A 13287-nucleotide genomic window follows, 5' to 3' on the forward strand; every position below is an offset into this window, starting at 1 on the left:
GCGCGTGAAGATACCGCGACCCGTCCCTCGACGCCGGGTCGCGGTACCCGATCCGGTCACGATCCATAGGATTCGGTCGCACGTGACCGTCTCGGACCCCCGTTCCCGCCACAACCGCCCCGAGCGGGTCTACGTCTCCGGCCACCGGAATCCCGACACCGATTCGATCGGTGCCGCGATCGGCTACGCCGAGCTGAAGGCCCTGCTCGACCCCGAGCGCGAGTACCGGCCCGCCCGCCTCGGGGAGCTCAACGCGCAGACCACGTGGGCGCTCGAGCGGTGGGGCGCCGAGTCCCCGCACCTGCTCGTCCACATCAGCGTCCGGGCCGGCGACGTCATGCAGGAGGACTTCCCGGTCGCGAGCATGGACACGCCGCTGCGCACCGCCGGCCAGCAGATGGCCGCCGCGAGCCTCGACCTGCTGCCGGTCGTCGACGCCGAGGGCGTCCTCACCGGCGTGCTCACCGAGCGCTCCCTCGCGCGCCGGTACGTCCGCGACTCGCACGAGGTGCCGCAGCTCCTCGGCCCGACGTCCGTCGCGGCGATGGCGACCGTCCTGGAGGGCGACATCCTCGCCGGGCCGGGCGACCGTCGCGTCGACGGCCGGGTCCGTGTCCTCGCCCGGGACGTCGCGACCTTCGGTCCGTCGAGCCCGGCCGACGTCGCCGTCGTCGGCGACCGCCACGACGCGCAGCTACGCGTCCTGGAGCTCGGCATCGGCGTGCTCGTCATCAGCAGCGGCACCGCCGTTCCGGACGCGACGCTCGCCCTCGCCCGCGAGCGCGGCACCCCCGTCATCTCCACGCCGCTCGACTCGTACGTCGCCGGCCGGATGATCACGCTCTCGTGTCCCTGCCAGGCCCTCGCCGACTGCGACCCGCTGACGGTCCGGGCCCGCGACCTGCTCAACGACATCGACGAGGACATCAAGGACGCGAGCTACCGCGCCGCCGTCGTCGTCAACCGCGAGGGACACCCGATCGGGCTCGTCACCCGCGCCGACCTCGTCGATCCCCCGGCCCGCAAGGTCATCCTCGTCGACCACGCGGAGAGCGCCCAGTCGATCCCCGGCGTGGAGGAGGCCGAGATCGTCGAGATCCTCGACCACCACCACATCGGCTCGATCGAGACGACGCTGCCCGTCCGCGCGATCTTCGACCCGGTCGGCTCGACGAGCACGCTCGTCACCGAGCAGTTCCGCGCGGCGAGCCTCACGCCGTCGCGCGAGGCCGCGGGGATGCTGCTGTCGGCGATCCTGTCGGACACCGTCATCCTCACCTCGCCGACGACGACCGCGCGGGACGCGAAGGCGGTGCGCCATCTCGGCGAGCTGCTCGGCGTCGTCCCGGAGGAGTACGGCCGCGAGATGTTCGAGTCCACGAGCGACGTGTCCGGCCTCAGCGCCGAGGCGATCGTCGGGCGTGACCTCAAGGCCTACGAGCTCGCGAGCGGCCAGACCATCTGCATCGGCCAGGTCGAGACCGTCGGCGACTCGCTGCTCGAGCGCGTCGGCGAGCTGCGCGAGGCCACGGAGGCCCGGTTGTCCCTCGACGGCCACCGCCTCGTCGCGCTCATGGTCACCGACGTCGCGATCGGCTCGACCCATCTCGTCGTGGCCGGCGACGTCGCGCTCGCCGAGCGCGCGTTCGGCGCGTCGGCGAACGGCGGCGTCATCCCGCTGCCCGGCGTCATGAGCCGCAAGAAGCAGGTCGCACCGCGGCTCATGAAGGCGCGCTGACCCACCGCTCGTACCGGGCGCACCGGCGCCCGATGAGTTCCACCCGCTCGCGCCGTCCTTGCCGTACCGAGAGGCGAGACGACGAGGAGCGCGTGCCCGCAGGAGACGACAGCCCGGCGACCGTGGTCATGGTCGCCGACGACGGACGTGAGGTGGTGCTCGGGCCCGTGCACGCGCCCGGAGCCGGCTTCGCGCTCGTCGACACGCTTGCCCGGCTGCAGCTCCGCGCGCAGCGCCGGGGATGGACCCTCCGGCTGCGTGACGTCAGTCCGCAGCTGCGCGAGCTGCTCCAGCTCGTCGGGCTGGCGGGCGTCCTAGGCGTCGAGGCGGGCGGGGAGCCCGAACTGCGTGAAGAGCTCGGGGTACAGGAAGTGGTGGAGCCCCGTGATCCGCCCGTCTGAGGCCTCGACGACGACGATCGCCCACGGCGTCCAGCCGCCGTCGGGATCGGCGTTGTAGATCGCCGCGGCCGGCCCGCCGTTCGCCTGCGTCGGCACCACGCGAGAGCCCTCGCACTTGGCGCCGGCGCCGCGCATGAACGCGGCGACCTGCTCGGGACCGCGGACCCAGAGCGGGTACGGCGGCATCGAGAAGTCGGCGTCTTCGTGCAGGAGGGCCACGAGCGAGGCGATGTCGTAGCGCTCGAAGGCGTCGACGTAGCGCTCGAGGAGCGCCTGCTGCTCGGCGGGGACGCCGGCGCCCACCGGCGCGTCGCGGTCGAGGTCGAGCTTCGCGAGCGTCGCCCGCGCGCGCTGCAGCGCGCTGTTCACCGACGCGACGCTCATGTCGAGCAGCTCGCCGACCTCGGTCGCCTGCCAGCGCAGGACCTCGCGGAGGATGAGGACGGCGCGCTGGCGCGGAGGCAGGTGCTGGAGGGCGGCGACGAAGGCGAGGCGCAGCGTCTCGCGCGAGTCGGCGACGTCCGCCGGGTCGGCCTCCAGCGGCAGCAGGCGGGTGTCCGCCATCGGCTGCACCCAGGCGTGCTCGGGGAGCCGGTGGCCGAGGTCGTCGTCGGCCGCGGACGATGGCCCGAGATCCATCGGAACGGCCCGGCGCTGCGCGCCCTGGAGCATGTCGAAGCAGACGTTCGCGGCGATCCGGTAGAGCCAGGACTTCAGCGCGGCGCGGGCCTGGAGGCGGTCCGACGCGCGCCAGGCGCGGACCATCGTCTCCTGCACCGCGTCCTCGGCCTCCGAGCCGGAGCCGAGCATCCGGTAGCAGTACCCGGTCAGCGCGCGGCGGTGGGTCTCGAACTCGTGCTCGAGCGAGGCGTCGGGATCGGGGACGACGGTCACTGCGGGCATGGTAGAGGCAGCCTCCGGCGGTCTGGTGAACAAGAGGCGACCGCGCGCCCGTACGCGACGGCGAACGCCTCGGGGCAGGGACGGCCGGGAGCGGCGGAACTCATCGGTCGCGGCCAGGTCCTCGTCAGGTCGCGTTCAGGAACGCGTCACCCGCTCCTCGGCACCCTCGGTCGGATGCCCGTCCCCGTCCCCGTCCCCGTCCTCGCGTCGGTCACCCAGTCGCTCACCGACGCCGTCGCGAACCACGGCGTGTGGGCCGTCTTCGTCCTCATGGCGATCGACGCGCTGCTGCCGATCGGCGGGGAGCTCATCATGGTCGTCGCCGGCGCGATCGCCGCCGGTGCCCTCGCCGGGCATCCGGCGCTCTTCGGGCACGAGCTGTCGCGCGGCCTCGCGACCTACCTCGTCCTGGCGGTCAGCGGAACGCTCGGGTCCCTCGTCGGGGCCCTCGCCGGCTGGCGGATCGGGCAGTCGGCCGGCCGCGAGGCGATCGACCGCTGGGGCCGCTACATCCATCTCGGGCCGGGCCAGATGCACAAGGCGGAGCGCTGGTTCGACCGGCACGGCGCCGCCGCCGTCCTCTTCGGCCGCCTCACCCCGCTCGTGCGCTCGTTCATCTCGATCCCGGCGGGCCTCTTCGGCGAGCCGCTCGTCCGCTACGTCCTGCTGACGGTGCTCGCGTCGGCCATCTGGTGCTTCGGCTTCGCCGGCGCGGGCTGGGCACTCGGCTCGAGCTACAAGGACGTCGACAAGGTCACGCACCTCGTCGAGGCGCTCGTCGTCGTCGCGATCGTCGGCACCGGCGTCGCGCTCTGGCGCCGGCGCGGCGCCGCGGCCTGAGCCGGGGCGGCGCCCACGCGGCGCCGCGCGGGATCAGCCGGCGTCGAAGCCCATCCGGGCGAGGGTCTCCTGCGCGGCGCCGAGCGAGTCGGCGACCGAGAGCGTCTCCTCAAGGCCGCTGAGCCGCAGGACCCGCCGGGCGGGGCCGTCCGGGCAGAGGACGACGAGGCTCCGCTCGGCCCGCGTGTAGCGCAGCCGGGCGTTGAGCAGGATCGAGAGCCCGGTCGAGTCCATGAAGGAGACGGCGGTGAGGTCGACGATGACCGCGGGCTCCGCGCGCTCGCGCAGGCGCGCGGCGAGGGCGGGGGCCGTCGCGGCGTCGAGCTCCCCGGCGCAGGAGAGGAGGACGCAGCCGGGCGCGATGGCCCAGGCGCCCGGGTCCCGCTCCGGCGGCGCCGACGGGTCCGAGCTGGTGTCTCTGCGAACAGGCTGATCCGGCACCAGGACCGACGATACCCGCCCCAGGGCCGATCGGAGCATCCTCGGCCGGTCAGCCGGTGGCGTCGGCGAGCGCGGGGCGGTCGGACGCCTCCTCGTCGCGGAGCGTGTCGGCCATCTGGGCGAGGGCCTGGCGCAGCAACCGCGAGACGTGCATCTGGGAGATCCCGAGCTGCCCGGCGATCTCGGACTGCGTGAGCCCCTCGGCGAAGCGCATCGCGAGGATCCGCCGCTCGCGGTCGCGGAGCGTCTTCATGCCCGCGACGAGCTGCAGGTGGTGCTCGACCTGGGCGTACCCGGCGTCGCGGCCGCCGAGGAGGTCGAGCTCGGACCGCTCCTCGTCGATCGGGGCGTCGAGGGAGACCGTCGTGTAGTTGCGGGCGGCCTCCATCGTGTCGAGGACCTGCTCCTTCGTGAGGCCCGACTCGGCGGCGAGCTCGCCGATGCTCGGCATGCGCTGGAGCTTGCGGACGAGGCGCTCCTTGACCTTCGAGAGGAGGGCGTCGCGCTCCTGCACGTCGCGCGGGACGCGCATGCCCCAGCCGTGGTCGCGGAAGTGGCGGCGGATCTCGCCGGTGATGTTCGGGATCGCGAAGGTCGCGAACTTCACGCCTTGGTCGAGGTCGAAGCGATCGACCGCCTTGAGCAGGCCGATGGAGCCGGCCTGGACGAGGTCGTCGTAGCTCTGCCCGCGCTGCGCGTAGCGTCGTGCCACGTGGTGGACGATGGGCATGGTGCGTTCCACGAACTCCGCGCGCGCGGCGAAGTCGCCGTCGCGGTGGTAACGCTGGAGGAGTTCTTCCTCGGAGACCGGGTTCCGGGTAGGCGGCGTGCTCATCGGGATCGATCCTTTGCGGTGCTGACGGTGATGCTTTGGTCCTGCCCCACGGGCGCGCGGGGCAAACTCCGCGGTGTCAGACCACCGTCACCGCGCCCGCTCGGCGCCCCGGCGGGCGGGCCCCGCGGTGCCAAGCGCCGCGGTCCGCAGGCTGCGAGCGTTTAGGGTCCTTCGTTCGGGGAACCCGGAGGACACAGGTCTCCTACGTCCATGGTCAGCGCACCCGATTTCACCCTCTCGCTCCCCGCTCGCTCCGAGTCGGTCGGTGTCGTGCGGCATGTGCTCGGCGGGGTGGGAGACGCGTGGCCGGTGGACGCCGAGCTGCAGGACGACATCCTCATCGCCGTCGGCGAGGCGTGCGCGAACGTCGTCCTGCACGCCTACGCCGACGCGCCGGCCGGTGTGCTCGACGTCCGCGGCGGGACCGAGGACGGTCACGTCGTCGTCGTCATCCGCGACACGGGCCCGGGCATCGTCCCCCGGCCGCAGTCGAGCGGCCTCGGCATGGGACTGCCGCTCATGGCGGCGCTCACCGAGCGGATGGAGACCGGCCACGCCGACGACGGCGCGCACGAGGTGCGGCTCACGTTCCCCAAGGTGCGGCGGTGAGCACGCTCGGCGGTGCGCGGGACGGGCCCGCGGCCGCCGACTCGCTCGAGCGCGCGCGCCTCACCGTGCGGTGCGGGCCGCTCGCCCGCTCCCTCGCCTCACGCTTCGTCGCCGCCCTCGGCGCCGAGACGTCGCTGAGCGTCGACCGCGTCGACGAGGCGGGGATGCTCGCCGCCGCCGTCGCCGACCGCTGCGTCGAGCTGACGCCCGACGGCGAGCTCGACCTCACCGTCGCCGTCCGGGAGGACCTCCTCGAGCTCCGGGTCGGCCCGCTCGAGCCGGGCAGCGGCGCCCGGCTGCTCGGCAGCGACGCGACGCTCCCGGGCGGCGGCCCGATCCGGGGCTTCGCGACGAGCGTGGACATCCGTCGCACCCGCAACGGCCGCGACCTGCTGCGGGTCGTCGTGGCCGCGCATCCGCCGGGCCGCTGAGATCCGGGTTTGCGGGGCGCTGCTCCGGGTATCCAAAGATGCCGCCATGCCCAGCGCCCACTGCCCACACTGCCTGCTCGTCATCGCCGACGAGGGCGGGGACCGCTTCCCGCCCGTCCTCATGCGCTGCCCGCACTGCCGCCTCACCGTGGCGCCCGGGCGCGCCCGCTTCGACGTCGGCGACCACACGGGCAGCTCCGGCTCGGCCGCCGGCCTGCTCGTCAACGCCGCCCGCCGCACCGACGGCGAGGTGACGTCGCCGGAGGCCATCGAGGTCGCCGTCCGCCACGCCGCGGAGACGCTCGAGGTGCCGGTCGGACGGCTGCGGATGATCGACTACCAGCGCGTCGCCAATGGCGATGACACGATGCCGGGCCTCGCGTCGATCCTCGACACCCACGGCTCCTGGAAGCGTGCCCGGCGTGCCGTCGCCACCGGTGAGGCCGCTCCCGCCGAGGACGCCGCCGCGCTCGCCGACGCGCGCTGAGGTCCCGGCCGGCGAGGCCGGTCAGTAGTACGTCGTCCGCGTGCGGTGCGGCGGCGGCACCGCGAGCCCCTGCCCCCGCGTCCAGAGGATGTTGTCGAGCTCCCGCGGGGTGAGGCCGACGCGCGGCGCGATGAGCTCGACGGCCTGGACGGCGCAGGCCCGCAGCTCGGCCTCGGCCCCGCCGTGCGGCAGCAGCTCGCCGGCGTCGATGCGGGCGGCGAGCGCCGGGTCGACGACCTCGAGGACGCCGGCGGCGCGGAGGACCTGGGGGAGGACGTTGTCGGCGAACGCGGTGAGCGCGTGGGCGTCGTCGAAGCGGGCGACGCCGGCGAGGACGAGGTCGCTCGCCGCGATCTGCGCGCGCTTGAGGAAGCCGCGGTCCGCCCACATCGGCAGGGCCGCGAGCGCGGCGACGAGGCGGTCGGCCGACGGCTCGGCGGCGCGGACGACGTCGAGCGCCGTGCGGTCCCCGAGCCAGGTGCCGAGCTCGCGCAGCGCGGCGGCGAACAGGCCGATGAGCTCGTGCTCCGGCGGCTGGCCCAGGAGCGCCCCGACGGTGGGCGCGTCGACCGTGCGCAGGGCGGCGGCGTCCCAGGCCTCACCGGCCCGCCACCGCTCGGCGAGCGCGCGGGCGACCGCCTCGTAGCCCAGGCCGGGGAGCTCGGCGAACCACCCCGAGCCGAAGTTGACGGCGTCGAGGGCGAGGACGTAGGCGGCGACCTCGGCCGGGCTGCCCTCGACGAAGTGGTCGGTGGGGTCGAGCACCGGGACGGGCCCGCCGGACACCCGGTCGAGGGCCTCCGGGACGATCCGCACCTGCCGGGCCCCGGCCGCGAGCCGGCGGCACGCCTCCCGCACCTCCGCCGTCGCGCTCACCCGCACAGCCTCGCAGCTTCGCGGTCGCATAACGTCCCCGCCCATGTGGCGCCCCCGGTCTGCCCGCTCCGTCGTCCTGCTCGCCGCGGCGGCCCTCGCCGCGCCGCTCCTGGGCGGCTGCGGCGGTGACTCGAGCCCGTCCGCGAAGGCCCGTCCCGCCGTCCGCGTCGCGCTCGACTTCACGCCGAACGCGGTCCATGCGCCGATCTTCGCCGCCGCCCGTGACGGCGCCGACGCCCGCCACGACATCCGGCTGCAGGTCGTCCGTCCCGGAAGCCAGCCCGACTCGCTCAAGGCGCTGCTCAGCGGCCGCGCCGACATCGCCGTCCTCGACATCCAGGACCTCGCGATCGCGCGCGGCAAGGGCGTGCCCGTCGCGGGGATCGGCGCGCTCGTCGAACGCCCGCTCGGGGCGCTCATCGCGCAGCCGTCCGTCCGGCGCCCGCGTGACCTCGACGGGCAGCGCGTCGGCGTCTCCGGCCTGCCGTCCGACGGGCCGTTCGTCAAGGCGATCGTGCAGCACGACGGCGGCGACTTCGGCTCGATCCACCAGGTGACGATCGGGTTCGCGGCCGTGAGCGCGCTGCTCGGGAAGAAGGTCGCCGCGGTGCCGGCGTTCTGGAACGTCGAGGGCATCGTCCTCAAGCAGCGCGGCCGGACCTTCCGTGAGTTCCGGATCGACGACTACGGCGCGCCCCGCTTCCCCGAGGTCGTCCTCGTGACGAAGACCGCCTACCTGCAGGCCCACCGCGACCGGGTGGAGGCGGCGCTCGGGGCGATCCGCGACGGCGCGAAGGACGTCCGCGCGCACCCGGGCCCGGCGATCCGCGAGATCGCGAAGGAGTCGGGCGGCGCCGGCCTCGCGCTCACCCGCGCGCAGTTCGCCGCGCTGCGCCCGATCGTCGACCCGCAGCTGACGCTCCACCGCCCGATCCTCGAGGCGTGGGCCGCGTGGCTCGCGAAGGTCGGCCAGGTTCGGCAGGCGCCGGACATCGGCGCGGACTTCGTCTTCGGGCTCTAGCTAGGCGCCGCCGCGGTCAGGCGCCCCCGCCGACCCGCTCCAGCAGGCGCAGGAGCGTCGCGGCGTCCTCCGGCGGCAGGTCGCGCAGGCCCGCCGGCGGCTCGCCGAGGATCGCGTCGGCGCGGGCGGCGGCGGCCTCGCCCTCGCGGGTCAGGCGCACGAGCTTCGCGCGGCGGTCCTCGGGGTGGGGCTCGCGGAGGACGAGCCCGCGCTGCTCGAGGTCGTCGACGATGAGCGTCACGTAGGGCGGGTCGGCGAGGAGCTTCGCGGCGAGGGCGCGGAGGGTCAGCGGCCCGGCGGCGAGCCGGCGCAGGGCCTGCACCCGCGCGAAGCTTAGGCCGAGCGCCTCGGAGACCGCGGTCTTGCGGTCCTGGCTCAGGACGAGGTCGGACATCGCGCGCCAGGCGCGCTCGGCGTCGGTCGTGCTCATCGCAGCGCCTCCGGGCCGCCGCCGAGGCGGGTGGCGGTCCGCACGGCGCTCGCGCGCGCCGCCGCGGTGCTCGCGGCGACGCCGAGCGCGACGATCGCCAGCGCGAGCCCGGCCCCGAGCCACCAGGCGGGGTGGCTCGACGTGGCGAGGTCGGCGTGGAGGGAGCGGGTCACCCCCGCGGTCGCGACGGCGCCGACGATGGCGACGCCGAGCGTCTGGCCGACCATGCGGCTCGTCGTCGCCACCGCGGCCGCCACCCCTGCCTGCGCGGGCGGCATGCCGGACACCGCGGTGACGGTGATCGGCGGGTTGATCGCCCCGAAGCCGGCGCCGAAGACGCAGTAGGCGGCGAGCAGCCGGACGAGCGACGTGTCCGCGGTGAGCGACGTGAGCATGAGGCTGCCGACGGCGAGGCCGAGGCCGCCGGCGACGAGCGGCAGGCGCACGCCCCGCGTCCCGACGACGCGCCCCGAGAGCGGGCTGACGAGGATCGTCATCGCCGCCATCGGCAGCGTGCAGAGCCCGGCGGAGGCGGGCGAGAGGCCGCGGACCTCCTGGAGGTAGAGGGTGTTGACGAAGAGGAACCCGGCGAAGGCGGCGAAGCCCGCGACGGCGATGACCGTGGCGGCGGCGAACGGGCGGCTCGCGAAGAAGCGCAGCTCGACGAGCGGCTCCGTGCGGCGCAGCTCGTAGGAGACGAAGGCGGCGAGCGCGAGCGCGGCCAGCGCGCCGAGCCCGACGATGCCGGCGGAGCCCCAGCCGAGCTCCGGGCCCTCGATGATCGCGGAGGTGAGGCTCGCGAGCAGCACGATGGCGAGGCCCTGGCCGACCGGGTCGGGCCGGCGGGCCCGCGGCGCGCGGGACTCGGGGACGAAGCGGGTCGTGAGCACGATGGCGGCGAGCCCGATCGGGAGGTTCACGAGGAACACCGCCCGCCAGCTGAGCGGGACGAGCACGCCGCCGAGCACCGGCCCGAGCGCGAGGCTCACCCCGAAGACGGCGCCCCAGACGCCGATCGCCTGCGCCCGCTCGCGCGGGTCCTCGAAGGTGTTCCGGATGATCGACATCGCGACCGGGTTGAGCATCGAGGCGCCGACGCCCTGCAGCGCGCGGAAGGCGATGAGCCAGCCGATGCCGGGGGCGAGGCTGCAGGCGAGCGAGGCGACGGTGAACAGCACGAGGCCGACGCGGAAGATGCGGCGGCGGCCGAGCCGGTCGGCGGTCGAGCCGCTGAGCATGAGGAGGCTCGCGAGGACGACGGTGTAGGCGGCGATGGCCCACTGCAGCGCGGGGACCGACGCGTGCAGGTCGCCTTGGATCGCGGGGAGGGCGACGTTCACGATCGTCGTGTCCATCCCGACGATGAGGAGGCTCAGGCAGCAGATGGCGAGCACGAGCCGCGGCCGGGCGTGCGCGCCGGGAGGCTGCGGCGGTGCGGTGGTGACAGCCATATAACCGTTATACCACCACAATCAAACGGCGGACGACCGCAGTGAGTGGCAGCTCACCCGCGCAATGCGGCGGTCAGCTGTCACTCGCCGGGGCGGGCGTCTCGCTCAGGCCCGCTCGAAGCGGATGACGTGCTCGCTGCGGTCCTCGCGCACGCGGCCGTCGGCGACGAGCAGGTCGAGGTGGCCGAGCACCTCGCTGAGCGTGAGGAAGACCTGCGTGATGGCGACCGGTCCCCATGTCGCCGTCGCGATCTCGTGGGCCGTCATCGGGCCGGCCGACAGGTGGTCGTAGAAGCGCTCGGCGCGGCGGTCGTGCTCCGCGAGACGGGTGGCGACGAGCGCGCGGTGGTCGGTCACCGGGTCGCGGTGCCCGCCGAGGACGAGGTCGACGTCCATCTCCGCCGTCGCCCGCAGCGACGCCCGGTACTCGATGAGCGTGTGCGGCCGGCTGCCGTCCCAGCCGGGCGTCAGCGGCCGCGAGATGACCGCGTTCGACGAGATGCCGGCGAGCAGGTGGTCCCCCGCGACGAGGATCCGGCGCTCGGCGTCGTGGAGGACGATGTCCGAGGGCGAGTGGCCCGGGCGGTGGTGCACGACGAGCTCACGGCCGGCGAGCGCGATCGTCGCCCCGGGCGCGAGCGGGCGGTCCACCCGCGAGGAGGCGCCGTAGCCGTGGAGGATGTCGCCAACGGCGCGCAGCGCATCCGCGACGTGGTCCTCGACGCCGTGGCGCTGCATGAGCAGCAACGCGTCGTCGTCGTTCTCGGCGGAGTGCGTCTCCCAGTCGGCGAGCTTCGGCGCGTAGATGTCGAGGCAGGAGATCTCGGCGTTCGTGCGCTGCGCGAAGACGTGCGCGAGGCCCATGTGGTCGGCGTGCTGATGGGTGACGACGAGGAGCTCGATGTCCTGGACGCCGTGGCCGATGGCGGTGAGCTGCCGGTCGAGGTCGAGCAGGGACGTCGCCGTGTTCGGCCCGCAGTCGACGAGCGTCAGCGGGTCGTCCTCGATGAGGTAGCAGTTGACGTCGCCGATCCCGAACGGCGTCTGGATCGGGAGGCAGTGGATCCCGGCCTCGCGGGCGAGGTCCAGCGCCGCGGCGGCCGCCTCGCGATCATCGGTCCTGGCGTCCACCCGCTCAGCGTACAACCCGTCAGCCGCTGACGCCCGCCGTTTGCGACCCACCGTACGCCGGTGTTACGTTCGCATGGCCCCGCTCCGGCGGGGCTTGCGGGCGGTCACAGGAGCCGCCCGCCCCGACGAAGGGCCGGCCACGTGGGAGGGAGAGAGCCGACGACGGGACGGCGGGGTTCGCCCGCCGCGCTCCAGGACCCGATGATCGTCGGGACGATGATCCTCGTGCTCGCGCTCGTCGGGATCGTCATCTCCTACCGGGCGAACCAGGGGCTGCCGTTCGTCCCGTCGTACGAGGTCCGGGCCGCCGTCCCCGACGCCGCCGAGCTCACGGTGAACGGGAGCGAGGTGCGGGTCGGCGGGGCCCGCGTCGGCGTCGTCACCGGCGTGGAGGCGATGCCGCCGCGCGGCCGTACCCCGGCGTACGCGATCGTGACGATGGCGCTCGAGACCCGCGAGGAGCGGCTCCCGGTCGACACCCGGGTGACGGTCCGGCCGCGCTCGATCCTCGGCGCGAAGTACGTCGACCTGCGCCGCGGCCACGCGCGGTCCGGCGTTCCCCCTGGCGGGCTGCTGCCGCTGTCGGACGCGCGACCGGTCGTCGAGCTCGACGAGGCGTTCGACGTGTTCGACGACGCGACGAGCCGCCGCGTGCGGAGCGTCGTCACCGACCTCGGGGACGGCCTCGCGGGGCGCGGGGCGGACGTCAACGCGACGCTCGCGGCGGCCCGCCGGGCCACGGCGCCGCTGGAGCGCGTCGCCCGCGCCGCGGTCGTCCCCGCCGCGCCGCTGCGCCGGCTGGTCGGGGGCGTCGCGTCCGCGACGGCGGCGCTCGCCCCGGCGGCGCCGCTCCTGCCCGGCCTGCTCGCCGCGGGCGGGCGCACCCTCGGCGCCGTGGACGCCGCCGCCCCGGCGACGGCGCAGACGCTCGACGCGCTCGCGCCGACGGAGGACGCCCTCCGCGTGGCGCTCACCCGCGCCCGGCCCGTCCTCGCCGACGCGGCGGCGATCGCCCGCGGCCTGCGCACCGCGACGCCGCTGCTGCGCCCCGTGCTCGCCCGGGGCCGCGACGCGCTCGTCGCGGGCACCCCGGTCCTGCGGCGGGTGCCGTCGCTCGCGGACGGCTTCGGCCGCGCGCTCGACGCCCTCCGCGCCGCGGCCCGTGACCCGGCCGCCGCCGGGTCGCTGCGGCTGCTCACCGCGACCGTGCGCGCGGTCGGCGGGATCCTCTCGGCGTGGCTGCCCGCCCAGCGCCACTGCAACCTCATGGGGGTGAGCTTCGGCAACACGACGTCGGCGCTCATCGGCGGAGGGCCGGACGCGACGGAGCTGAACGGGACGATCATCGTCGGGGAGGCCGGGCAGGACCACCCGAGCGCGCACGTCGCCGAGCGGCTCCACGTGAACCCGGTCCCGCACGAGAACGACGCCGAGTGCGAGGCCGGCAACGAGCCCTTCGCGAAGGGCCTCGCGATCGGGAACCCGCCCGGCCTGCAGAACGGCCCGGTCGAGCGGACGGCCCCGCCGCCCGGGGTCCTGGAGCGCGGCCGCGCGGCCGGATTCGTGCCCTGAACAGGCGGCCTGAACCCGATTTACCCCTCCGCCAGGGGAGCGGCGCCCCCCGTTCGGGCCTGGCCCGTGGACAACACCGGTGCGAACCTGCTCATGTAGGGCACCAGCCGTCCGTCCCGTC

General features: G+C 75.0%; 15 protein-coding genes. 8 read left to right on the forward strand and 7 right to left on the reverse strand.

Annotation, left to right across the window (positions count from 1 at the left end; translation table 11 throughout):
• Positions 1 to 82 precede the first annotated feature (82 nt).
• Positions 83 to 1738, forward strand: coding sequence for a putative manganese-dependent inorganic diphosphatase (locus tag NBH00_RS04025; RefSeq protein ID WP_254572065.1), 1656 nt, complete (start codon positions 83 to 85; stop codon positions 1736 to 1738).
• Positions 1739 to 1830: 92 nt separating this feature from the next.
• A complete protein-coding gene (locus NBH00_RS04030) occupies positions 1831 to 2139 on the forward strand; it encodes an STAS domain-containing protein (RefSeq protein WP_254572066.1) in 309 nt (102 codons plus the stop codon).
• On the opposite strand, the gene NBH00_RS04035 is transcribed toward NBH00_RS04030, so the two are convergent.
• Positions 2053 to 3042, reverse strand: coding sequence for a sigma-70 family RNA polymerase sigma factor (locus tag NBH00_RS04035; RefSeq protein ID WP_254572067.1), 990 nt, complete (start codon positions 3040 to 3042; stop codon positions 2053 to 2055). The two genes, NBH00_RS04030 and NBH00_RS04035, sit on opposite strands and share 87 nt — an antisense overlap.
• A gap of 174 nt (positions 3043 to 3216) precedes the next feature.
• Here NBH00_RS04035 and NBH00_RS04040 point away from each other — a divergent pair, with 174 nt between their 5' ends.
• On the forward strand, positions 3217 to 3882 hold the full coding sequence (locus NBH00_RS04040) for a DedA family protein (protein WP_254572068.1): 666 nt from the start codon (positions 3217 to 3219) through the stop codon (positions 3880 to 3882).
• A gap of 33 nt (positions 3883 to 3915) precedes the next feature.
• Here NBH00_RS04040 and NBH00_RS04045 read toward each other — a convergent pair whose 3' ends face one another.
• Positions 3916 to 4323, reverse strand: a complete 408-nt coding sequence (locus NBH00_RS04045) for an STAS domain-containing protein (RefSeq protein WP_254572069.1) — start codon at positions 4321 to 4323, stop codon at positions 3916 to 3918.
• 49 nt (positions 4324 to 4372) lie between these two features.
• Positions 4373 to 5158: a SigB/SigF/SigG family RNA polymerase sigma factor gene (locus NBH00_RS04050; RefSeq protein WP_254572070.1), complete on the reverse strand. Its 786-nt coding sequence runs from the start codon at positions 5156 to 5158 to the stop codon at positions 4373 to 4375.
• Between the two features lie 210 nt (positions 5159 to 5368).
• Between NBH00_RS04050 and NBH00_RS04055 the strand changes: the two genes are divergently transcribed.
• From NBH00_RS04055 to NBH00_RS04065, 3 genes are read left to right on the forward strand one after another with little or no spacing between them, the layout of a single operon-like run.
• Positions 5369 to 5767 carry an ATP-binding protein gene (locus NBH00_RS04055; RefSeq protein WP_254572071.1) on the forward strand — a complete coding sequence of 133 codons (399 nt, stop codon included), beginning with the start codon at positions 5369 to 5371 and terminating at the stop codon, positions 5765 to 5767.
• Positions 5764 to 6198, forward strand: coding sequence for a hypothetical protein (locus NBH00_RS04060; RefSeq protein ID WP_254572072.1), 435 nt, complete (start codon positions 5764 to 5766; stop codon positions 6196 to 6198). The genes NBH00_RS04055 and NBH00_RS04060 overlap by 4 nt, the downstream gene beginning before the upstream one ends.
• Before the next feature lie 46 nt (positions 6199 to 6244).
• The gene (locus NBH00_RS04065) at positions 6245 to 6685 is read left to right on the forward strand and encodes a hypothetical protein (RefSeq protein WP_254572073.1); all 441 of its coding nucleotides are present in this window, start codon (positions 6245 to 6247) and stop codon (positions 6683 to 6685) included.
• 21 nt (positions 6686 to 6706) lie between these two features.
• Here NBH00_RS04065 and NBH00_RS04070 read toward each other — a convergent pair whose 3' ends face one another.
• A complete protein-coding gene (locus NBH00_RS04070; protein WP_254572074.1) occupies positions 6707 to 7561 on the reverse strand; it encodes a queuosine salvage family protein in 855 nt (284 codons plus the stop codon).
• 43 nt (positions 7562 to 7604) lie between these two features.
• On the opposite strand from NBH00_RS04070, the gene NBH00_RS04075 reads away from it, so the two are divergent.
• Positions 7605 to 8582 carry an ABC transporter substrate-binding protein gene (locus NBH00_RS04075; protein WP_254572075.1) on the forward strand — a complete coding sequence of 326 codons (978 nt, stop codon included), beginning with the start codon at positions 7605 to 7607 and terminating at the stop codon, positions 8580 to 8582.
• 16 nt (positions 8583 to 8598) lie between these two features.
• On the opposite strand, the gene NBH00_RS04080 is transcribed toward NBH00_RS04075, so the two are convergent.
• The 3 genes from NBH00_RS04080 to NBH00_RS04090 all read right to left on the reverse strand — a co-directional run bounded on the left by NBH00_RS04080 (position 8599) and on the right by NBH00_RS04090 (position 11594).
• Positions 8599 to 9012, reverse strand: a complete 414-nt coding sequence (locus NBH00_RS04080) for a MarR family winged helix-turn-helix transcriptional regulator (RefSeq protein WP_254572076.1) — start codon at positions 9010 to 9012, stop codon at positions 8599 to 8601.
• Positions 9009 to 10463, reverse strand: a complete 1455-nt coding sequence (locus NBH00_RS04085) for an MFS transporter (RefSeq protein ID WP_254572077.1) — start codon at positions 10461 to 10463, stop codon at positions 9009 to 9011. The genes NBH00_RS04080 and NBH00_RS04085 overlap by 4 nt, the downstream gene beginning before the upstream one ends.
• Before the next feature lie 105 nt (positions 10464 to 10568).
• Positions 10569 to 11594, reverse strand: coding sequence for an MBL fold metallo-hydrolase (locus NBH00_RS04090; protein ID WP_254572078.1), 1026 nt, complete (start codon positions 11592 to 11594; stop codon positions 10569 to 10571).
• 141 nt (positions 11595 to 11735) lie between these two features.
• Between NBH00_RS04090 and NBH00_RS04095 the strand changes: the two genes are divergently transcribed.
• A complete protein-coding gene (locus tag NBH00_RS04095; RefSeq protein ID WP_254572079.1) occupies positions 11736 to 13166 on the forward strand; it encodes an MlaD family protein in 1431 nt (476 codons plus the stop codon).
• Positions 13167 to 13287: the final 121 nt, after the last annotated feature.

Origin of the sequence: Paraconexibacter antarcticus (genome assembly GCF_024220175.1) — a bacterium.
In the GTDB taxonomy this organism is placed as follows: Bacteria; Actinomycetota; Thermoleophilia; order Solirubrobacterales; family Solirubrobacteraceae; genus Paraconexibacter; species Paraconexibacter antarcticus.

Excerpts from the sequence above, each read along its gene's own strand:
- NBH00_RS04065 (WP_254572073.1), top strand. The coding sequence starts at position 6,245 with ATGCCCAGCGCCCACTGCCCACACTGCCTGCTCGTCATCGCCGACGAG.
- NBH00_RS04080 (WP_254572076.1), bottom strand. The coding sequence starts at position 9,012 with ATGAGCACGACCGACGCCGAGCGCGCCTGGCGCGCGATGTCCGACCTC.
- NBH00_RS04085 (WP_254572077.1), bottom strand. The coding sequence starts at position 10,463 with ATGGCTGTCACCACCGCACCGCCGCAGCCTCCCGGCGCGCACGCCCGG.
- NBH00_RS04050 (WP_254572070.1), bottom strand. The coding sequence starts at position 5,158 with ATGAGCACGCCGCCTACCCGGAACCCGGTCTCCGAGGAAGAACTCCTC.
- NBH00_RS04075 (WP_254572075.1), top strand. The coding sequence starts at position 7,605 with ATGTGGCGCCCCCGGTCTGCCCGCTCCGTCGTCCTGCTCGCCGCGGCG.
- NBH00_RS04040 (WP_254572068.1), top strand. The coding sequence starts at position 3,217 with ATGCCCGTCCCCGTCCCCGTCCCCGTCCTCGCGTCGGTCACCCAGTCG.
- NBH00_RS04055 (WP_254572071.1), top strand. The coding sequence starts at position 5,369 with ATGGTCAGCGCACCCGATTTCACCCTCTCGCTCCCCGCTCGCTCCGAG.
- NBH00_RS04035 (WP_254572067.1), bottom strand. The coding sequence starts at position 3,042 with ATGCCCGCAGTGACCGTCGTCCCCGATCCCGACGCCTCGCTCGAGCAC.